The sequence below is a fragment of the Herbinix hemicellulosilytica genome, assembly GCF_002904165.1.
Classification (GTDB): Bacteria; Bacillota; Clostridia; order Lachnospirales; family Lachnospiraceae; genus Mobilitalea; species Mobilitalea hemicellulosilytica.
The window spans coordinates 45,916-68,079 of the sequence record NZ_CVTD020000008.1 but is presented as its reverse complement, the minus strand read 5'-3'; the positions used below and the strand labels follow the sequence as shown (position 1 = coordinate 68,079).

General features: G+C 37.3%; 18 protein-coding genes and 1 other annotated feature. Of the genes, 5 read left to right on the top strand and 13 right to left on the bottom strand.

What is annotated here, in order from left to right; translation table 11 throughout:
• The first annotated feature begins 257 nt into the window (after positions 1 to 257).
• The gene (locus HHT355_RS13550) at positions 258 to 413 is read left to right on the top strand and encodes a hypothetical protein (RefSeq protein ID WP_158245853.1); all 156 of its coding nucleotides are present in this window, start codon (positions 258 to 260) and stop codon (positions 411 to 413) included.
• Between the two features lies 1 nt (position 414).
• Here the strand turns inward: HHT355_RS13550 and HHT355_RS01330 are convergent, their stop codons facing one another.
• The 7 genes from HHT355_RS01330 to HHT355_RS01300 all read right to left on the bottom strand — a co-directional run bounded on the left by HHT355_RS01330 (position 415) and on the right by HHT355_RS01300 (position 6,689).
• A complete protein-coding gene (locus HHT355_RS01330) occupies positions 415 to 1,350 on the bottom strand; it encodes a helix-turn-helix transcriptional regulator (RefSeq protein WP_103201660.1) in 936 nt (311 codons plus the stop codon).
• Entirely contained in the window at positions 1,332 to 2,288 is a 957-nt protein-coding gene (locus tag HHT355_RS01325; RefSeq protein ID WP_103201659.1) for a helix-turn-helix domain-containing protein, read from the bottom strand. The genes HHT355_RS01330 and HHT355_RS01325 overlap by 19 nt, the downstream gene beginning before the upstream one ends.
• Before the next feature lie 414 nt (positions 2,289 to 2,702).
• Complete coding sequence (locus HHT355_RS01320; protein WP_103201658.1) at positions 2,703 to 3,302, bottom strand: hypothetical protein; 600 nt, start codon at positions 3,300 to 3,302, stop codon at positions 2,703 to 2,705.
• Between the two features lie 69 nt (positions 3,303 to 3,371).
• Entirely contained in the window at positions 3,372 to 4,025 is a 654-nt protein-coding gene (locus tag HHT355_RS01315; RefSeq protein ID WP_103201657.1) for an ABC-2 transporter permease, read from the bottom strand.
• Positions 4,022 to 4,885, bottom strand: a complete 864-nt coding sequence (locus HHT355_RS01310) for an ABC transporter ATP-binding protein (protein WP_103201656.1) — start codon at positions 4,883 to 4,885, stop codon at positions 4,022 to 4,024. The genes HHT355_RS01315 and HHT355_RS01310 overlap by 4 nt, the downstream gene beginning before the upstream one ends.
• Position 4,886: 1 nt before the next feature.
• Positions 4,887 to 5,261 (bottom strand): GntR family transcriptional regulator, encoded by a 375-nt coding sequence (locus HHT355_RS01305; protein ID WP_103201655.1) that lies wholly within the window; start codon positions 5,259 to 5,261, stop codon positions 4,887 to 4,889.
• 399 nt (positions 5,262 to 5,660) lie between these two features.
• On the bottom strand, positions 5,661 to 6,689 hold the full coding sequence (locus HHT355_RS01300) for a M42 family metallopeptidase (protein ID WP_103202015.1): 1,029 nt from the start codon (positions 6,687 to 6,689) through the stop codon (positions 5,661 to 5,663).
• Between the two features lie 637 nt (positions 6,690 to 7,326).
• On the opposite strand from HHT355_RS01300, the gene ku reads away from it, so the two are divergent.
• The 3 genes from ku (at position 7,327) to HHT355_RS01285 (ending at position 9,332) form a co-directional block, all read left to right on the top strand.
• Complete coding sequence (gene ku, locus HHT355_RS01295) at positions 7,327 to 8,106, top strand: non-homologous end joining protein Ku (protein ID WP_103201654.1); 780 nt, start codon at positions 7,327 to 7,329, stop codon at positions 8,104 to 8,106.
• On the top strand, positions 8,106 to 9,038 hold the full coding sequence (locus HHT355_RS01290; RefSeq protein ID WP_103201653.1) for an ATP-dependent DNA ligase: 933 nt from the start codon (positions 8,106 to 8,108) through the stop codon (positions 9,036 to 9,038). Before ku ends, HHT355_RS01290 begins: the two co-directional genes overlap by 1 nt.
• Positions 9,039 to 9,119: 81 nt before the next feature.
• The gene (locus HHT355_RS01285) at positions 9,120 to 9,332 is read left to right on the top strand and encodes a hypothetical protein (RefSeq protein ID WP_103201652.1); all 213 of its coding nucleotides are present in this window, start codon (positions 9,120 to 9,122) and stop codon (positions 9,330 to 9,332) included.
• A 247-nt stretch (positions 9,333 to 9,579) separates the two neighbouring features.
• On the opposite strand, the gene HHT355_RS01280 is transcribed toward HHT355_RS01285, so the two are convergent.
• Entirely contained in the window at positions 9,580 to 13,368 is a 3,789-nt protein-coding gene (locus HHT355_RS01280) for a phosphoribosylformylglycinamidine synthase (RefSeq protein WP_103201651.1), read from the bottom strand.
• Between the two features lie 236 nt (positions 13,369 to 13,604).
• Here HHT355_RS01280 and HHT355_RS01275 point away from each other — a divergent pair, with 236 nt between their 5' ends.
• The gene (locus tag HHT355_RS01275) at positions 13,605 to 14,492 is read left to right on the top strand and encodes a LysR family transcriptional regulator (RefSeq protein ID WP_103201650.1); all 888 of its coding nucleotides are present in this window, start codon (positions 13,605 to 13,607) and stop codon (positions 14,490 to 14,492) included.
• A 161-nt stretch (positions 14,493 to 14,653) separates the two neighbouring features.
• Here the strand turns inward: HHT355_RS01275 and HHT355_RS01270 are convergent, their stop codons facing one another.
• From HHT355_RS01270 to HHT355_RS01250, 5 genes are all read right to left on the bottom strand, one after another.
• A complete protein-coding gene (locus HHT355_RS01270; protein WP_103201649.1) occupies positions 14,654 to 15,136 on the bottom strand; it encodes a methylglyoxal synthase in 483 nt (160 codons plus the stop codon).
• A 257-nt stretch (positions 15,137 to 15,393) separates the two neighbouring features.
• Positions 15,394 to 16,152 carry an SDR family oxidoreductase gene (locus HHT355_RS01265; protein WP_103201648.1) on the bottom strand — a complete coding sequence of 253 codons (759 nt, stop codon included), beginning with the start codon at positions 16,150 to 16,152 and terminating at the stop codon, positions 15,394 to 15,396.
• 437 nt (positions 16,153 to 16,589) lie between these two features.
• Entirely contained in the window at positions 16,590 to 19,250 is a 2,661-nt protein-coding gene (locus HHT355_RS01260) for a valine--tRNA ligase (protein WP_103201647.1), read from the bottom strand.
• Positions 19,251 to 19,516: 266 nt separating this feature from the next.
• Positions 19,517 to 19,779, bottom strand: a binding site (T-box leader).
• 299 nt (positions 19,780 to 20,078) lie between these two features.
• On the bottom strand, positions 20,079 to 21,281 hold the full coding sequence (locus HHT355_RS01255) for an AAA family ATPase (RefSeq protein ID WP_103201646.1): 1,203 nt from the start codon (positions 21,279 to 21,281) through the stop codon (positions 20,079 to 20,081).
• Positions 21,282 to 21,331: 50 nt separating this feature from the next.
• On the bottom strand, positions 21,332 to 22,162 hold the full coding sequence (locus HHT355_RS01250) for a hypothetical protein (RefSeq protein ID WP_103201645.1): 831 nt from the start codon (positions 22,160 to 22,162) through the stop codon (positions 21,332 to 21,334).
• Positions 22,163 to 22,164 lie beyond the last annotated feature (2 nt).

The following is a 22,164-nucleotide window of genomic DNA, read 5'->3' as shown; positions in this document are numbered from 1 at the left end:
TATTTTCTCTTTCATGAGGTAGTGTATTTTATGTCTAGTCGCTTTGTCCAATTATATAATAGTGGACAGGGCTTAAAAAAACCATGTCGTATTTGGAAAAATTTCATAAAAAATTTTCCAGATACGCCATGTTATTTTATATATATACATATTATAATAAAATTGCTTATAGAGGTTGTACAAAATACAACCCGATATAGCCGGCTATATAATAAGCATCCCCATAAACCAACAACTTTTTAAAAGGAGGAATTTATATGAAGAAATTTAAAAAATTACTTATTGTCAGTGGCTTGCTTATGGCTTTAGGCTTAGTTGTTCCTGTTGTAACAGGTAATGCAAAAGCAGATACTCAGGAAATAACAATTTGCAGTAATTTACCTCCTGCAGATTCTGTTGCATTCCCGTTATAATTTATAATAAATTTATATTATATTGAACTTGTAGATGCTTCCTTATAAATTGCTCCAAATAGGGATATTGCACAGCACATGATATATAATACGCTTGCTTTAACAAGTTAATACATTCTCTCTTGTTCTCCTTTGACAGTACTCCCTTATCTATTAACCGCTCCATGTTCCAGACATAATTATATAATAGATTAGGGAGTACACTGCTTATTTTATACTCCTTACATAATTTAAGCCCCTGTTTTATAACATCAATTGCCTTCTGATGGTCTCCCAGCAGGCCATACCATTTAGACAGGTTATTAAGGATAATAACCTGCATAGTAATTCTAAACTCCTCATCCATATAACTCTTCTTGATAGCGCTGTACGCTTCTTCCAGAATATTAATCCCCTTTTGATAATCCTGCTTTTCGGCATAAGCTGTAGATATATTGAGGATTATATTTGATTCATTATAGGTTAGGGGCCAATTAACCAATGAAATATCCCCAAATTTAGGTATGGTTATACGGATTGCTTTTATAAGCTCTTCCAAAAACTCATCGGTGCTTATACGGCCCATTCTGTAATCAATTAAGCTTTTAGCCCGTATCATAAACTGTTTATCCAAATTAGTGTTTCCGGGTTTTTTCATTATTTCTTCCAATATATATTCAGCCCTGTGATAATCATAAGACAAAATTGCTTCTTCAAATAACTGCATCTTTTCCAAAACCTTAAAATCGGAAACAGAAAGTATGGAATAAGCCCGATTTCTTACTCTTCCCATCCGCTCCATCAAAAGCTCGTATACATCCCGGCTGGGATTTTGCTTGCCGGTTTCAATACGCGATAAGGTCTCCACAGAACAGATATCTTCACTTAATTGTTCCTGGGTTATTGATAAAGACTTTCTTGTCATCCGTATAATATCTCCTAACCGATATCTTCCCATTGGTACACCTCCCGCAAATGCTTGCGTATACTTTCAGCCTCCGATTTTTCTTCGCAAAAATCAAAAATATGATATGCCTGCAAATATAATTTCAGACAATCAGTTTTCTTACCAGGTTCCCACTCTGAACTTCCGATAAATTTTCTTTCCAATAATTGTGCTTTTATATAAAGTAGTTCACCAATATAATCCATCTTATTGCTGCCCTTGTACATCTTAAGGGTAATATCACATATCTCCAAGGCCTTATCAATTTTATTATGTTTCATAAAAAATTTACCTGCTATAACGGCTACCTTAAGATAAATTTTTCGGTCATAGGCCATCTGTCCGTGCCAATAGAGGTAGCCGATTATTTGATTAAGAATTCTTTCAGCCTTTTCATCCATCCCCAGGGCTATCATTCTCTGCAAAATTTCAAGAATAATATTTAATTCCGTTACACTTAAATAGTAATCTCTAATTTCATTGGTGTTAAAATCAGGAACCGTACAGGTTATGGCTTCCATCAGTAAATCAATGGTGGTTTTGGGCTCTTTACCTTCCAATTCATTAAGATATGCCCGGTTTACCATGATAAACTGCCTATGAGGTGAACCCTTGCCTATAGTCAGCTTGTCGTACTCATGAATTAGTTTTCTTGCCTTTTCTATATCTTTATCTTTAATCTTCTTTTTTATTTCTTCCCGGCATATATAGGCCTTATAGTCAAAATCTGTAAGTATCAGTTCAAAATGATGCGTAACCTTCCTTAACCGTTCCAAGAGCGTTTCTAAAATAAGAGCATCCACGTCTCTTTCCCCTGCTTCTATTCTGGACAGGGTGGATACAGAGCAAATGCCCTTGCATAACTTACTTTGTGAGATATGAAAAGATTCGCGGAAATACTGAATAGCCGTTCCGATATTATTATTTCGAACTTCCATATCTCTGTACATGATTTTCTCCTTCAAATAAAATTATTAATAAAATTCGTCAATATTTTTAAACTAAACGCCAAATTTTACCTATAAATTTTCCTTTTTGATAATATGTAAACAACATATTTTATAATCATAATTTATCAATTTTATATATTTCTTACAAATATATAACACCAAATATTATAATATGTAACCAAAATACACCATGCAGCAAACTTATTTTTATATAATTATACATAATTTTAGATATTATGTAAAGTATTGTATGTACTGTTTGTTATTTTTTTGCTTTTTTATTTAAAATGCAATAAAAATATTAAATAGAATATATAAATTATAAAGGACACAGGTTTTACCAACCCACATGGATCTTACCTGTCGGTTTGGTTATACCTGTGTCCTTTGAAATTTTCGCTTATAAAAATTATTTTAGAAACATAGATGGAACAGAATTCTGTTGATATTTAACCTGTCATAATCCCATCTGTTTCTGCGCCACCTGAATCCTTCAATGCTGTTTCTGCCTATTGATACCGGATAAAACCAAAAATTATTGCCGTTAACCATCCATATATAGGTAAAACGATTTAAGCATCTTCCAAAATCCCTGGGGCGCCTGCGAAAATCTATTATCCTGCTGCCAAAAGGTCCACGAAAACCAGAAGGCTCTGAAAGCAATTGCTGTTCTTCACGGGGCAGTTGGGGTGTAAAATCGGGAGGAGATGAAGGTGGTTGAACACCGGGTCTTACCGGTCCTGGCCCAAATCCCGGTCCCATTCCCGGCGGCCTTTGCCCAGGTCCCATTCCCGGCTGCTGCCCTGTTCCGGTTCCAGGCCTTTGTCCGGGTCCCGGTCCCGGCTGCTGCCCTGTTCCTGTCCCGGGTCTTTGTCCGGGTCCCATTCCCGGTTGCTGTCCTGTTCCTGTCCCAGGTCTTTGCCCGGGTCCTGATCCCGGAGGAAATCCCGGAAAGACCTGCTCATATCTTATCGGTCCCTGCCCGGTTTTTTTATTATCCTGGTTATAATACAATGATTATACCTCTTTCTGCATCGATGTTCACATAATATTTTATGAACATAATGCCAAAAGGTGATGTATCTAAAATTCCTTTTTCCGATAGATTCGTACCGATAATGCATATGATATTCCAAGAACAACCAATAAAAACAATGGAACAATAATATAAACGTATTTTATTACTATTTCAATAAATGATATTAATTTCTCCGGTGGTGTCGGGTAAATCTCCTTAACTTTTCCAAATACATATGAGCCTAAAAGAAAGGGTACCATATATATGATTATTATATAGATTCTGGCTTTTATAATGCCGAATTTATTAATTACAGGAATAATTACGGAAAAGAAAAGGATTGCGGCCGCAATGATTGCAGCATTAATTACAATACCTTCAAAAATATTATCCTGTTTGCTAATATAATTAATTAATACAATCCATGCGCTGCTAATCATAAATCCGGTCAAAGATACTAAAAGCATAGACAGGTATTTCCCAAGTACTATTTTTTCTCTTGTAACAGGCATTGTAAGGGCATAATTATCCCAATTGGCATATTCGTCATAGGAGTAAGTACTTAAAAAATACATGGCAAATAATAAATTAAATACCCCTATAAAACTGCCCGGATTATCGGTCATAACAGAAATAAACCCATAAAAAATTAATAAAAGCAAGATTACTTTTACATTTTTAAATATATTAATTAAATCTTTAATAATTAAACCCTTCATGCCTTGGCCTCCTTACCTCTGCTGATAAAAAGCATAATTTCTTCTATAGATGTCCTCTCGGGAATAAATTCCCTGTTTCTTCTTCTAAACAAATCCACATTATTTATCATTACTTCAGCTCCAAAACTGTTTTCTCTGATTCCTACCACAAAGTTTCTGTCTATCTTTTTTACGTCTTCCTTCGGACACCTGATTACCCCATACTTGTAAACCAATTCATCCTTATTTTCACTGAAAACTATTTTCCCATCATGAATAAAAGTCACATAATCGGCAATTTTTTCAATATCACTTATAATATGGGAGGACAATAAGATGGTGTTATCCTCTTCCTGAATAAAATCAAGAAAAATATCCAAAATTTCGTCCCTTACCATAGGGTCTAACCCGCTTGTGGCTTCATCTAAAATCAATAATTTAGAATTATGGGATAGAGCTATTGCTATGGAAAGCTTCATTTTCATTCCGCGGGAATAATCCTTAAACTTTTTGTCATTTGGAAGCTGAAATTTTCTTAAATAATCACTAAAAACCTTCTGATCCCAATTCGGATAAATATTCTTCATTATTAAGGCTATATTATTTGCAGTCAAATTCTCATGCAAATTGCTTCCGTCAAAAACAACTCCTATCTGTGCTTTCAAGTCCATCGGCAGTTTTTTTGATGAATGCCCCCAAATACGAATTTCTCCGCTGTCTATACGAATTAAGTCTAAAATAGCTTTAATAGTGGTGGTCTTTCCTGCTCCGTTTTCACCCACAAATCCCATGATGGCGCCCTTAGGTACATTGAAGCTGATATTATCCAGAGTAAAATTATTATATCTTTTTGTTACATTTACCAATTCCAAGGCATTCATGCTATTCCTCCTCATAAATCATTCTGATTATGTCCTGTAATTCTTCCAGGCTTATTCCTCCGGCTTTGGCTCCTTCTACGGCTTTACTTAAGTGTTCCTCCACTATGCGAAGCTGTTCTTCTCTGACAAATTCCATATTCTTATCGGCTACAAAGCTGCCTTTTCCTACAATCGTATAAATAAAACCGTCCCGTTCCAAATCCTCATATGCCCGTTTTGTGGTTATCACACTAATCCTCAATTCCTTTGCAAGCATCCGCATAGAAGGAAGCTGGTCACCCGGCTGAAGGTCTCCGCTTATAATCATTTGCTTGATTTGCGATGTAATTTGCTCATATATGGGCTTATCACTGGAATTACTAATTATAATATTCATCCCATTATTCTCACTTCCTGTTATATTGTATATATCGTTTATATACACTATAGCAATTAAACACATTATTGTCAATATATTTTAAAAATTTAAATAAATTTATATTTCTGCTAAGTAAAAATAACTCTATTTATAATAACTATTTATATGTTTTGACAGTAAACAGGCTGTATCAAACATAAATCAAATCTATAATTAAACAGGACGCCTATATATAAACCAATAACTAAATCCAATTCAAAAATAAATTTATAATAAAAAACACCTGTTGTAATACCGGCATTTTGTCAAGGCATATATCTTACATCCTTTCAAAAGCAAGTATCCAACAGGTGTATCTGTAATATTCCTTATATGATTTTTAATCTAAATTATAGCACATTTATATAATATCATGTATTATCTTAAGTCCAGGTAAGCTTTTACAAGCTTAAAAGTATTTTCTATGCCTTTTATATGAGTCCTTTCCATTCCATGTGAAGCATGAACTCCCTGGCCGATTAAAGCCCCTCTGATGTTATTTCCTCCGCCTAAAACAGCCGATACATCCGATCCGTAATGAGGAAAAATATCGACCACATAATCTATATTGTTTTCCTTAGCAAGGGAAATAAGCTTTCCTGTCAATTCATAATCATACGGGCCGGATGAATCTTTTGCGCATATGGATACTTTATATTCAGATCCGTTTAAATCATCCCCTATGACACCCATATCTACAGCAACCAGTTCCGATATATCTTCCGGTATCCAACTGGCTCCGAAACCGACTTCCTCATAATTACTTATTAATATTTTAGTTCTTTTACCCGGAACCAGCTTATTTTCTGACATTTCTTTCAATACTCCCAAAAGAACTGCCACAGAAGCCTTATCGTCCAGATGTCTTGATTTTATAAAACCTTTTTCGGTATATTCAAATTCAGCATCAAAACTTATATAATCTCCGCTGTTTATGCCAAGAGCCAGGACATCTTCTTTACTGTTAACAATTTCATCTATACGGACAATCATGTTTTTTTCCGTCCGCTCCATTGTTCTGGCATCATCATGGTAGTGAACCGAGCAACTCTTTATGAGAATTGTCCCCGTATATACCCTGCCATCCCTGGTATGAATTTTGCAATAGCTGCCTTCTACACTGTGCATGGTGTAACCGCCTACCATAGTAAATTGTAACGTACCGTCACTGTTGATGGAACGGACCATAGCCCCCAGGGTATCTACATGGGCAGTCAAGCCTACGGTTTCATTGCTTCTGCCTTCTATCGTAATAATTAAGCCGCCCTTCTGATTTATTTCACAGGCATAGGCGAAACGCTCCGCTTCCCCTTTTACAAATTCTATTGCCTTTTTTGTAAAGCCTGAAGGGCTTGGTATGTTAACCAAAGTCTGTAAGGTTTTTATTATGTATTCTTTTGCTTCCATATAATTAATTTCTCCTTCCATATGTTTATGTCTTCCGTCAGTTATATCAATTTAAAGAATGAATTTGTCGCTTTCCATTATCAGAATATGGCTGTTTTACTCTTTTAATTATGTCTCCATATTACCACAGTTCGGGCACGATTTGTAATCCAAATCATAGGAATAATTACACCTTTTACATACTTTTTTGTTGCCGGATATTAATTTACTCAATTTTTCTTCCTGTCTTCTAGTCTTCCCAATATGTTTTCCTGATTAGATATTACAAAGCAACAGCTATAAATAAAATGCCAGATAAGACGCTGTTTATAAGCAACAACCAGCTAAATTGAAATTTAAAGAATATCGGTCCAAAAATTGAAATTAAATTTGCACTACCGCAGCTATAATCAGCAATTTAAACATATAAACCACCTCTTAATTTTAATGGCACTCATAAGTATTTCTTTTACCAATATACAATATCAAACCTAGTACTACAATATAATTTTTATTAAATTTACAGAAACGTTTATCATAAACCTATAAATTGTATGCTTATTTATAAGTTTTAAGGATACCGTTTTGCTTAAAAGGTATTTTTTTTCTGTTTTCAGCAATAATAACTGTTAAACATATTAAAAAACGGGGTGATTTTATGGGTGTTTCGCATAAAGGAGCCATATCACTGGGCTTATTATATATACCGGTCGGTCTTTATAATACCACCAGGGACAATGATATTCATTTTAATCAACTATGCAAAGATACTAGGGAAAGGGTCAAATACAAAAAGTATTGCCCCAGTTGCAATAAGGAAATTAAATCTGAAGATATAATTAAAGGATACGAATATGAGCCGGGCAAATATGTTATTATGACAGATGAAGAACTGGAGAAAATAAAGACCAAAAAAGACAAGACTATTCATATTATTCAGTTTGTAAACCTGCCCGAAATAGACCAGATTTATTATGAGAAAAACTATTATGCAATTCCGGAAACCGGAGCAGAAAAAGCCTTTGAGCTGCTTCGGACCGCCATGTTATCGGAAGGGAAGGTAGCTCTTGCAAAAACGGTTATAGGTACAAAGGAAAACCTCTTGGTATTATATCCCACGCAGGAAGGAATGATAGCAAAGACCTTATTCTATCATGACGAAATACTTCCTGTGCCTAAGCAAATTCCTAAAGTAGAATTAAACGAAGCGGAAATTACTATGGCTAAAACATTGATAAATTCACTTACAAAACCTTTTGATGCCACTGCATATAAGGATGAATATCAGGAACGGCTAAGAAATGCCATAATGCAAAAAATCAGGGGAGAAGATATTGTTGCCGCAGATACAGGTGAGCCGGGCAACGTTATTGACCTTATGGAGGCTCTGCAAAAAACTTTGGATATGCAAAAAAATAAAAAGAGTGATATAGCATAATGGACCTTTTTACGGAAAAAAATATAAAACCCATGCTGATTTCGGAAATGACAGAGCCGTTTAACGACCCCGACTGGATATATGAACTTAAATTTGACGGAATTAGATGTATAGCTTATCTTGATAAGGATACAGAACTAAGAAACAAAAGAAACTTACGGCTTCTTCCCAAATTTCCGGAACTTAGCGATATATTTAAAAATGTTAAATATCGCTGTATCCTTGACGGTGAACTTGTTATTTTAAAAAACGGATCCCCTGATTTTTTTGAAATTCAAAAAAGGGCCTTAACCTCCAACAATTTTAAAATTAAGCTTTCATCGGACAAATACCCTGCTTCTTTCGTAGCCTTTGATATTCTTTACCTGAAAGACAAAGAGCTTATCCATCTTCCCTTAACGGAGCGAAAAGTCATTTTGTCCGAAACTGTTACCGAATCTGCGAAACTTGCCGTAAGCAGATACATTCCGGAAAAAGGCATAGAATTATTCGAAATAGCAAAAGAAAGGAATCTGGAAGGTGTAATCGCAAAGAAAAAAGACAGCAAATATTACTTTGATAAACGGACAAAAGACTGGATTAAGTTCAAATTCCTGAAGGATATGGATTTTGTAGTCTGCGGCTATATAGAAAAGGAAAAAGGGATAACAAGCATAATTTTAGGCCAATACCGTGGAAATGAACTGATATACAAAGGCCATGTAACCATGGGAGTAAGGCATAAAGATTTATTAAAATGCGAAACCATGGCTTCCCCTCCTTTTGCCGAAGTTCCCCCCGGCAATGAAAATGCCGTTTGGCTTAAACCCAAGCTTGTATGTATGGTTCAGTTTATGCCCAATGAAAAGGGCATGTTGCGCCAGCCGGTATTTAAAGGCTTTAGGGATGATAAAGAACCTTTGGAGTGTCAGGAAGAAAAAATGACTATATAGTCATTTACCAATAAAGTGGACTTAGACGATTAATATATAAAATTAAACTTAACACCTATAAAATCACTTCTGCTGTAAAAAATGCATAGCTTTGAATTAGCTTATAGCAATGTTTTCACAGGCACACCGACACCTTCAGTTTCCACAGAATATGTCTTGGAAGCTGATCCGCCGCCTTCGATATTTGTTGACGGTGAATTGTATACCTTTTTTGATACGGAAAAAGGAAGCAGAATGAATACCGATGAGCTGGATTATTTGGGCAGCGTTATAGCCCTTACAGACACAGCATGAGACGGAAGCCTGGTTCCGAAAGAAGATACCCCCATTATTGTATAAACTGTAATCTATAAACTGATACGGAAACAGTTGCAAAGAAGTAACTATAATAATCTAATTGAATATATGATTTGAATTAAAATATTCAAAGATAAAAATCAAAATAATGGGGAGAAGAAAGCCGCTTATTAATACGGTCCTTCTTCTCCCCATTTACTATATAAAGGGTGTTCTATGACACTTTTTTTGCTTTAACCTATAATTATTTGAAGTATTCAACTCCCGACTCAAATATATGCTGGTTTTGATTTCCGCTTATATTGATAGCTACATGATCTCCTATTCTTTCGGAATGAGTCATCTTACCGAAAACCCTGCCGTCGGGGCTTATGATTCCCTCGATAGCGTAATATGAACCGTTTGGATTATATTCGTCATCGGTGGTCGGATTTCCGTTTATGTCAACATATTGGGTAGCCACCTGACCGTTTTTGAATAACTTTTCTATCCACTCTTTGCTTGCTACAAAGCGTCCCTCTCCATGGGATGAAGGGATCGAATATATGCCTCCAAGCTCTGCTTTCATTAACCACGGAGAAGCATTGCTTACAATCTTTGTATAAACAGTTTTGGATACATGGCGCCCGATTTTGTTGGTTATCAGGGTCGGCGAATCCTCATCCTGCGGCCTTATCTCGCCGTAAGGTACCAGGCCCAGCTTTATCAGTATCTGAAAACCGTTGCATATGCCCAGGGCCAGGCCGTCCCGGTTATATAACAAGTCATTTACCGCTTCTCTTATAATTTCATTTCTGAAAATGGTGGCTGCAAATTTACCTGAGCCGTCCGGTTCGTCACCTGCCGAAAATCCGCCGGCAAACATTATTATCTGGGCTTTTCTTATGGCTTTTTCATAGTTCTTTACAGATTCTCTTATATCGTCCGCATTCATGTTTGCAAAAACGACCGTCTCCACTTCGGCTCCCGCCGCCTCAAAAGCCTTCATGGTATCATACTCACAGTTGGTACCGGGAAATACAGGAATAAATACCCTCGGTTTTGCCACCTTGTTCTTAGCCACATAAACTTTTCCCGCATCAAAAAGTTTGGTTTCAAAGGTTTTCACATTTCTTTCCGTACGGGTAGGATATACACCCTCCAAAGTTTTACTCCAGGCCGAATAAGCCTCATCAAGGGTAATAGTTTCATCACCATATTTTAATGCTTCATCTGCTGTAACTTCGCCTATTACATCATAGTCTTCCGCTATAAATCCGTATTCGGGCAACAACGATACGTCCTTGGCTTTCATCTCTGCTATGATACTTCCGTAATCCGGAAGGAAAAGCTCTTTTTCGTCAAGAGAAGCATATAAATTCACTCCCAGCTTATTGCCGAAAGCCATCTTGCTTACTGCTTCAGCTATTCCTCCAAAGCTTACGGCAAATGCTGATACTATTTTTTTATCCTTCATCAGTTTATGTAAATTGCCGTACAAGGATTTAACCTGTTCGTATACCGGCAAATCATAGGCGTCTTTTTTAATGTTGAATTTTACAATCTTATTTCCCGGGTATTTAAACTCAGTTGTTACGATATCCCCGGCCAGGGCCATATTAACCGCAAAGGATACCAGGGTAGGCGGAACATCTATATCATTGAAAGTTCCTGACATGCTGTCTTTACCGCCTATGGCTGCAAGCCCGAGTTTAATTTGTGCATCGTAAGCCCCAAGCAGAGCTGCCAAAGGTTCGCCCCAACGTTTCGGGTCTGTTCCGAGCCTTCTGAAATATTCCTGGAAGGTAAAGCGAATCTTTGAATAATCTCCACCCGAAGCCACTATTTTTGCCACTGAAGATATTACCGCATACACAGCCCCATGAAACGGCGACCAACTGGAAAGGTAAGGATCAAATCCATAGCTCATCATGGATACGCTGTCGCATTTTCCTTCCAGCACAGGCAGCTTTGCCACCATGGTCTGTATAGGAGTCCTCTGGTATTTTCCTCCGTATGGCATGGTAACTGTAGAAGCTCCTATGGAGCTGTCAAACATTTCTACCAGGCCTTTTTTGGAGCATATGTTAAGATCGGCCAAAGCTTTTAACCATTTATCTTTTATGCTTATATTTTCGTGAATAAAAGGTAAAGCTCCCAGTTTAAAATAATTATTATCTTTGTCAGGAACGGTTACAAAAGCATCCGCTTCCTGATGGGCCCCGTTGGTATTTAAAAATTCCCTGGAAATATTTACAATCTTTTTGCCTCTCCATTCCATAATCAGCCTTCCGGTATCGGTAACCTCAGCCACCGCCACAGCTTCCAGGTTTTCTTCTTCGGCATATGACATAAATTTACCGACATCTTCGGGACTTACTACAACAGCCATCCTTTCCTGGGATTCTGAAATTGCCAGTTCGGTTCCGTCAAGGCCCGCATATTTTTTAGGTACCTTATCCAAATATATATGCAGTCCGTCAGCCAGCTCTCCTATTGCCACTGATACACCGCCGGCTCCGAAATCATTGCATTTTTTTATAAGAAGGCAGACTTCAGGCCTTCTGAACAATCTTTGTATCTTACGTTCGGTAGGAGGATTTCCTTTTTGTACTTCAGCCCCGCAGGTATCTATGGATTTTGTTGTATGAATTTTCGAAGAGCCTGTAGCACCTCCGATACCGTCTCTTCCGGTTCTTCCTCCCAGAAGTATAATAATATCCCCCGGTTCGCATTTTTCACGCTTGACATATTTTCTGGGGGCTGCTCCCATAACAGCTCCGATCTCCAGCCTTTTAGCCACATAACCGGGATGATAAACCTCATCCACCAGGCCTGTCGCAAGCCCGATCTGATTTCCGTATGAACTGTATCCTTTTGCCGCCTCGGTACATATTTTTCTTTGAGGGAGCTTACCCTTCATAGTAGCTTCTATAGGTTGGGTAGGATCGGCAGCTCCGGTGACCCTCATAGCCTGATAGACATAGCCTCTGCCCGATAAGGGGTCCCGGATGGCACCGCCAAGGCAAGTGGCGGCACCTCCGAAAGGTTCAATCTCGGTAGGATGGTTATGTGTTTCGTTCTTAAAGAATACAAGCCACTCTTCCGTCTTACCGTCTATTTCCACAGGAACAATTATTGAGCAGGCATTGATTTCCTCGGATACTTCCATGTCATCCAGCATGCCGTCGGCTTTAAGTTTCTTCATAGCCAAAGTAGCTATATCCATAAGGGAGATGTATTTATCATCCCTGCCTTTATAAAACTTTTCCCTGTCATTGGTATAACAGAAAAATGCAGCCTTTATCGGTTCTGTATAATACCCTTCTTCAAACTTAATGTCCTTAAGTTCCGTTAAGAAGGTAGTATGTCTGCAATGGTCGGACCAATAAGTATCAAGTACGCGGATTTCGGTTATATACGGATCTCTTTTTTCCGTATCCCTGAAATAATTCTGAATATGGCGAAGGTCAGCCAAAGTCATTGCCAGATTAAGGGAATCGTACAGTTTTTTCAGATCTTCATCGTTCATATTTATAAAACCCGAAAGTATTTCTACATCCTCAGGTTCTTCAAATTTTGCAACCAGGGTATCGGGTTTTTCTTCGTCCGTTTCTCTGGAATCTACCGGATTAATACAATAAGCCTTTATTTTTTGAAATTCTTCATCGGAAATATCTCCGGATAAAACGTATGTAGTAGCCGAACGGATTACAGGTTCTTCGTTTTCATTAAGAAGCTTTAAACATTGCTCCGCGGAATCCGCCCTTTGGTCAAACTGTCCGGGAAGATATTCTACCGAAAATATTCTGTCACCCGGGTTTATAGGAAGATATTCTTCAAATAAAATATCAACAGGCGGTTCCATAAAAACCGTATTCAATGCCTTTTCGTATGTATCATCACTTACATTATCTATCATATATCTGTTAAGTACTCTGACTGATTTCAGCCCTTTTATCCCCAAATAGTTCTTTAACTCCACTTCCAGTTCTTTTGCACGGACAGCATAGGGTTCTTTCTTTTCTACATAAATTCTTCTTACGCTGCTCATTAACAATCTCCTGTTCCTTATGATATATGTTATTTATGATAATTTTTAAATTATTCATGTATAATTGTCCATCATTTTCTTGCATTATAACATAAGTTGTCTTATAATTAAAATTAATATATGTAAATGCTTTTATTAGGGATTCTAATATATGTAAACTAATATAGTCGGTGGCCTTGCCCGCTTGCAGGTGTTTAGGCTTAATTTCCACTAATTATAACAAAGGAGGAACTGTTTTGGATATAAATTACGAACTGTATAAAGTATTTTATTATGTGGCAAAAAGCCTAAGTTTTTCTGAAGCTGCTGAAGCTTTGTTTATATCTCAGTCGGCGGTCAGCCAGTCCATTAAAACCTTGGAAAAAAGGTTAAATCAGCAGTTATTTATCCGCAGTACCAAACGGGTGGCTCTTACCAAAGAAGGGGAATTACTGCTTAAGCATATTGAGCCTGCGGTAAATTTAATTACCCGCGGTGAAAATCAGCTTTGTGCCGACCCCAAAGTCGGCGTTCAGTTAAGAATCGGTGCCAGTGATACAATATGCAGATATTATCTTGTCCCTTATCTAAACCGGTTCCACAGAGAATTCCCCAATATCCATATAAAAGTATCCAACGGTACCTCTATGCAGTGCGCAAGGATGCTTGAACGCAACGAAGTAGACGTTATTGTTACAAACTCGCCTAACCCTGCCCTGAATGATATGATGGATATTATTCCTGTTAAGGAATTTCGTGATGTATTTATTGCAAAAAAGGATGTTTTTCCTCTGCATGACCGTCCAGTAAGCTTTCAGGAACTTCAAAAATACCCGATATTGATGCTGGAAAAAAGGGCTACCACCAGTATATTCCTGCATAATTTATTCCTGGAGCATTCCCTTGATCTGGTTCCTGCCATTGAACTTGCAAGTAATGACCTTTTGATAGACCTTGCAAAAATAGGACTCGGTATCGCCTTTGTACCCGATTTTTGCATCAATGACCTGGGAGATCTGGCTATAATCGAAACCGAACAGGAACTTCCTACAAGAAAGCTTGTCGCAGCTTACAATCTGGATTTACCTTTATCCGAAGGTGCCAGGTATTTTATCGATTGTCTGGCAAGTGATTATAAAGAATAGTATAATATGTAATTTTACTTTATTAATAAAAGAAGCATCATTATAAGAAAGCAGAGAATGAAATCTGTCTTTATAATGATGCTTTTTATAATATAAATTTAAAATGCTTTATTTTACTATGCTTTATTGATTTAATTAACAGATGTATGGCTTGTTCGTTATTAATCTTTTGCCAGTTCATTCAGTCTGCTGTTGATAACTTTATTATAATTGATTACTTTTCTCTCGTACTCTTCGGACATGTATTTTGAAGTAATCAAAAAATCAGCAGTTGCCCTGTTATTTGCTATCGGTATATCGTACACGGCAGCAATTCTAAGTAATGCTTTAACGTCAGGATCATGGGGCTGGGCTGCAAGCGGGTCCCAGAAGAATATGACAAAATCGATATTCCCTTCAACAATTCTTGATCCTATCTGCTGATCTCCCCCCAGAGGGCCGCTGTTGTAAGCCTTAACCGGAAGATCCGTTTTTTCCGAAATCAGTCTGGCTGTGGTTCCGGTTCCGCTAAGAAAATGATTTCTCAATATCTCTTTATTTGCCTCAACCCATTCAATCATTTCCTGCTTTTTGCTGTCATGGGCTATCAGGGCTATATGTTTTTGCTTTCCGATTGTAAATTTAATATATTCATCCTGCAACATAACTCAATTCCTCTCTCTTGTCTTATTCAGAATCTTTTGTTAATTCATATGCTTTTATATACAACTATAATAATGTATACGGTATTTAATTTCAAGTTCATTTAAATTATACAATTCATTATTAATTATATTTAATATTTATGTAATACTAAAGATAATTTTGTAAATGCCTCCGCTTTAAATAAAGCAGAGGCATTTTTTATATTCATTGCGAATTTTTATTAGTTTAATTAAATACCTATTTAAATTTTCATAACTTAATATGCTGTCCATCCTCCGTCGGCTGTAATTACCGCCCCGTTTACAAAACTTGAATCATCCGATGCCAAAAATACGGCTATATGTGCTATTTCATCCGCTTGTGCAAATCTTGGATTATTGGCAGAGCCGGACATAGCCCGTTCTTTACCGAACTTGTCCGGATTATCCATAGTAGTTTGTATATTGGTTATTACCCCGCCCGGTGCTATGGCATTGCAGCGTATTCCCAGGTTTGCATATTGAAATCCGATGTTTTTAGTAAGACCTATCAATGCATGTTTTGATGCAGTATAGGCTGCTCCGGCACGGGAACCGAATAACCCTCCTATGGAAGCATTATTTATTATTATACCTTTTCCGTTTTTCAAGAAAATAGGCATACATTTTCTTATTAACCTCATTGGCCCTGTAGTGTTTATACCGATAACCTTATCCCACAGTTCATCGGAAAGCTCGGCTACCGGAACAAAGTTATCCATAATACCAGCATTGTTAACGAGTATATCAACAGTTGAATAAGTTTTTACCGTTAGATCCACCAGATTGTCCGTATCTTCCTTCTTTGCCACATCTGCTGTAATGCCCAATGCCTCTCCGTTTTCTGATTTTATCTGTGCTACCACTTCATCAAGTGCCGGCTGATTTATATCGGAAAGTACTACTTTCGCCCCTTCTTTCGCAAAACGAATGGCTATTGCTTTACCCATTCCCGAAGCGGCACCGGTTACTATCGCAACTTTGTCTTTTAGTTTCATTAATCTTCCTCCTTTCAGTGAAGGTTTATGATACTTTGGTTTATACTACCATGATATTTTATTTATGTCAATTATATATTATAAAATTATATTGTATTAAATATATTCTGGCTTTATTAACCTTTTGTATATCTTTAACTAAAGATATTATTTTTTATTGCCGCTACAAATATACTAACCTCTGCATTTATTAAATACGAAACTTAATCATATTAAACTCTATGCCTTCTCTGAATATATAAGAAAATTATTAAAATATATAAGTTAACTATAAGAAAAAGAAAACGGGCAGAAAAAGATATTACATAAAATCATGAGATTTCTAAACCAGTCAGTTTTTTTCTTTTACTTATGACAAAAAGACGCGTGGCATTCTGGCTTTAACAGCTATCCTGCAACGCGTCTTTCTTATTAAAATATTTTACTTTTTCATATTTCTATTTTTTCAGGCTCTCCAGTCTGTCCATAACCTGTTTCATCATATCTGTATATTTCTCAAGTTTAGCCCTTTCTTCCGCAACTTTACTTTCAGGAGCCTTGGATATGAAGTTTGGATTGGAAAGCATTCCGTTAACCCTCTTTAACTCCTGCTCTAAGCGTTCCTTTTCTTTTTCCAGGCGCTCTATTTCTTTGTCTATATCTACCAGATCTTCAAACGGGATGTAGATTGTTCCTCCTCGAATAACGGTTGATACCGCATCTTCTCCGATACCCGATTTATCATCCTGAACCAAAACTTCGCTTGCCATACCTAATGCGGCAAAGAAGGCTTTGCTCTCGGTAAATATTTCTTTTACCCTTTCGTTATCGGAGACTACAATCACTTTTGCCTTTCTGCTTGGCGGAACATTCATCTGGGATCTTACGTTACGGATACCTTTTACGGCTTCCTTTATAAGCTCGATACTTTCCGCATCTTTTTCAAACTCCCAGTCGGGATTGTATTCGGGCCATGAGGATATCATGATTGAATCTTTTTCTTTAAGCCCGGTCATCTCCTGTAGAGTGCAGAATATTTCCTCTGTTACGAAAGGCATATAAGGATGAAGCAGTTTTAAGGATACGGTCAGCACATGTTGCAAAGTCCAAAGGGCTGCTGTCTTGGTTTCATCCTGGTCGTTATAGAGTCTGGGCTTAACCATCTCAATATACCAGTCGCAGAATTCCTCCCAGATAAAATCATAAATTTTCTGAGCTGCGATACCGATTTCAAAGGTTTCAAGATTATCGGTTACCTCTTTTACAAGCTTGTTGGCCTTTGATAAAATCCAGCGGTCTGCCGGAGTCAGTAAATTCTCATCAATAGTCTTGGTTAACTCGGCTTTTTCAAGATTCATCATTATGAACCTAGAAGCATTCCATACCTTATTGGCGAAATTTCTGCTTGCTTCAACTCTCTCCCAGTAGAAGCGCATATCGTTTCCGGGAGCATTTCCTGTAATCAAGGTAAATCTTAGAGCGTCGGCACCGTATTTATCTATTACTTCAAGAGGGTCGATACCGTTACCCAGGGACTTGCTCATCTTTCTGCCCAGTGAATCTCTTACCAGGCCGTGAATCAATACCTTATTGAAAGGCTTCTTGCCGGTATGGGCATATCCAGAAAATACCATTCTTATTACCCAGAAGAATATAATATCATATCCGGTAACCAAAACATCAGTAGGATAGAAATACTCAAGATCTTCTGTCTTTTCAGGCCAACCTAATGTAGAGAAAGGCCATAATGCGGATGAGAACCAGGTATCCAATGTATCCTCGTCCTGCCTTAAGTTGGTGTTTCCGCAAACATGGCATCTGGAAGGCTCTTCTTCTGCTACAATTATTTCGCCACAAGAATCGCAGTAATAAGCCGGAATTCTGTGTCCCCACCAAAGCTGTCTGGATATACACCAGTCTCTGATATTATCTGTCCAGTTAAAGTATATCTTATTAAATCTGTCAGGAATAATTTCGATTTCACCGGATTTTACGGCTTCTACGGCAGGCTTTATAAGCTCATCCATCTTAACAAACCATTGGGGTTTAATAAGCGGCTCTATGGTTGTTTTGCAGCGGTCATGGGTACCTACGTTATGAATATGCTTTTCTACTTTAACCAAAAGCCCCAGTTCTTTAAGCTCCTCTACTATTGCCTTTCTTGCTTCGTAACGGTCCATGCCGGCAAATTTGCCGCCATTTTCATTGATGGTAGCATCATCATTCATGATATTAATTTCAGGAAGGTTATGACGTCTTCCAACTTCAAAGTCATTGGGGTCATGGGCAGGAGTAATCTTAACTACACCGGTTCCGAATTCCATGTCAACATAAGAATCGGCAATAACAGGTATCTCCCTGTTTACTATAGGAAGAAGTACTTTCTTGCCTATTAAATGTTTGTATCTGTCATCCTCCGGATTTACCGCTACCGCCGTATCTCCGAGCATGGTTTCAGGCCTTGTGGTAGCTATCTCAACATATCCTTCTTCACCTACAACAGGATATTTGATATGCCAGAAATGGCCTTCCTTTTCTTCATGCTCAACCTCTGCGTCGGATATGGAAGTATGGCATACCGGACACCAGTTGATGATTTTGGAGCCTTTATATATATAGCCCTTCTTATAAAGATCAACAAATACCTTATTTACGGCCTTGTTGCATCCTTCATCCATGGTAAATCTTTCTCTGTCCCAATCACAGGAAGAACCAAGTTTCTTAAGCTGGGATATGATCCTGCCGCCGTATTCTTCCTTCCATTTCCATGCCCTTTCAAGAAAACCCTCTCTTCCCAGGTCTTCTTTTTCTATTCCTTCTTTTTTAAGCTGCTCGATAATCTTAACTTCGGTAGCTATACTTGCATGGTCCGTCCCCGGCTGCCAAAGGGCATTATATCCCTGCATCCTTTTAAATCTAATTAAAATGTCCTGTAGTGTATTATCAAGAGCATGACCCATATGCAATTGACCGGTTATATTTGGCGGCGGAATCACAATAGTAAACGGCTTTCTGCTCCAATCAACCGTTGCGCGGAAGTATTTGTTGTCCAACCATTTTTGATATAGCTTTTCTTCAATGTCTTTGGGATTGTAAGTCTTTGCCAATTCTTTCTTCACGGTAACCTCTCCTCTCTTTTAATTATGAAAAAACTGTGCAAGCCTTTCCTTTTTGAAAATTGTAATTTTACAATCTTTATAGCGTAACTAAACAGCATAAAAACCATAGTGATTATTAAGCAAATTTTTTTGATGGTTTGATTAACCAAATAACTTATAAAATAAATTTTAGTTTATCAAACCGTAAGGTGGATTAAGTCCTTAAAATTTTGCATAGATTAGAGATTATTCGGTATAAAAACGGATATTAAAAAAGGTCCTTCGACGCAAAGGACGAAGAACCGTGGTACCACCTTTATTCATGGCTTACATTTTATGAATTAATACAATTAACTCACATACGTAAAGCCACCTCATTAGTCTTTAACGGGGACAATCCGTCATTTCCTACACACCTGTAGTAATCAGGCTTCAGAAATGCTGCTCCAAAGCTACCTTCGGTAAGACCGCTTATAGACCATCTCTCAGCCGGTGAATGGTCCTCTCTGTTAAGTGTTCCTTACCTACTCCTCTTTTTCACTGCATTTAGCAAATATAAAGATTACTACTATATTATGCAAAGTTTACATTTCTGTCAAGTGCTTAGTTTTATTCTTTTACTTATAATGTTTGAATTTATTTTATTATAATTCTTAAGATGCTTTTCTGTACTATATCCATCATTTTATCTCTATAGCAACCGCCTTATTCCTCATTATATCCGTCTTTACACAAAAATTTCTTTGTCTTTAACATATAAAACAAAACAACAACCCTTACTGCTTATGTCCTTGAAAGGTTTCACTGTATTCTCCATTCGCATCCTCAATAATATGCGAGTTATAATACTTAAATCTGGGACTCCAATACATCCTGGCGTATTTTATACTCATCCAGAATGCGGATAGCATCATCTTTTCTTTCCGGACATGCTTTAATCATGGATATAATGTTTTTTGCTGCTTCTTCTTTTTGCTTCTGATAAGTATCAATTCTTTCCCTTAACTTCTGCCTGCGAACATTAAGCCTGTGCCGGATTTCCACCATTTCTCTGCTGTCCAGAATAGCCGACGGCTGATAGATCCAAATTTCCGCATCATTAACGCCAAATCTTTTAAGTTCATTTATAAGTCTTTCATAATAGTATTCCAAAAGTTGCGAATTGCTTCTGTATTTTTTATTCTCATCTTTTATTTTGACAAACTGCTCCCAACAATTTTTAAACTGCTCATAATTGTCTACCATATATTTATTATATATATAATCCAGATAATTACGGTTATTAACTGATTTTATAGTCACTTTATTTGCAAGCATAATAACCTTGTTAAGTTTAATACGCACCAATTGTATATCATTGGCATTTTTTCTGGCTTCCATAAATATATAAAGAGCAGTAGCCATGCCCATCAATACCGTAAGAAGGAAAGGAAGAGTCATATTTGAATTTGTGTAAGTAGTTAAAATTGCAAATATAGCAAAAAGGAGTACTATAATCACGCAGGTAGCAACAGCAATTCCTTTAAGGAAAGTCTGTTTATAAGCAATTTCATCCTTTTCATTAAGAAAGTTTTGCTTTTCCTGTTCCAATCGTTTTAAATCTGACTCAATACTTTCCTGATAGCTTTCCGCTTCTTTGACTGCCGCCAATTCTTTCGGAATTTGCATCTCATACCGTTCAAACAGGCGATACTGGGTATCTGTGATATCATACTTTCTGTTTTGGATCATTTCCCTTTCTTTGCTTAAGTTTACGATATTACTTGCCGCCTCTTCCAATTCCCCCCTTTGCTCCATGGGAATCATATCTATTTTTTGTATATCGGTCAAATATGAGGTCACCGCCTGATATTCCGTCTTGGCTTCCTCTATTAAGCGATGGCTTTCAGTTATAATTTCACTGTTTTCCCTAACATACTTGTTAAAATCGGAAACTTTACTGCTTTTTACCGGTAAAATATGCTCCTTATTCTTATCCGGTATAACTTGTTCCTTATTTTCTTTTAATTCCTTATTGTCAGGTTTAATAAATAAATTTTTAAGCCAACCCATAATATTATATCTCCTATCCTTAAGTTAATTATATCCGTCCTTATGGTTAATTATATTGACCTTATTTCCTTTATCCACCTGTCTAACATCTCTTTGCATTTTATCTCAAATTCTTCTGTCTTTCCTGTTTTATACAAAGCCCTTAGTATCTGCAATTCCTTCATATCCCCGGATAGTCTTGCTTCGTCTGACAACTGTTCCAGCTTAAGAGCAATTTTAGCGGCAGTTTCATCGTCCGCATTATATTCTTTTAATTTTTCATAAAACATTTCCCTGTCTTGGCATTGCCACAGAGTATAAAGATATTGTTTTAGGCTTTCCGGCCTCTGATTTCTTTCGTAAGCCTGCCTAAAAAGCTCCAGGGCTTTCCCAGGACCGTATAAATGCAATTTGGCAATAGCAAGATTATGCAGTACATCCCCGTACGACTTAGGGTCTAAGTTTATTGCATCTTCAGATACCAGCAGGCTTTCATATTCGGCTGCAGCCTCCGAATACAGTTTTCTTTTTAAATAAGCATTAGCTTTCAGATACCGGCGTCTTGCCGAAGGCATTGCTCTTATTTCGTCTATTACCGAAAGCAGCTTCTTTATTTCACTTTCCGTATAATAGTCCGCGCTGCATAATACTACCGTAATCAAGGTTTTAAGATCGGCACCCTGTTTTTTTAATGTATAAAGCTTTTCAGCTCTTTCGGACAAGCCAAGCTCTTTTCCTATCCAGTCTATCAAAGAAGCGGTAAACATGGCTTCTTCAATGGAATATACATTATTATATATGTAATAACATAATTCCTCAATCGAATATATCCTCTCTCCCGAATCCGGAAGTACGTATGGCCTGTCCGTCCTTTTTCCGCTGCACAGTATTAGTTTTCCCATGC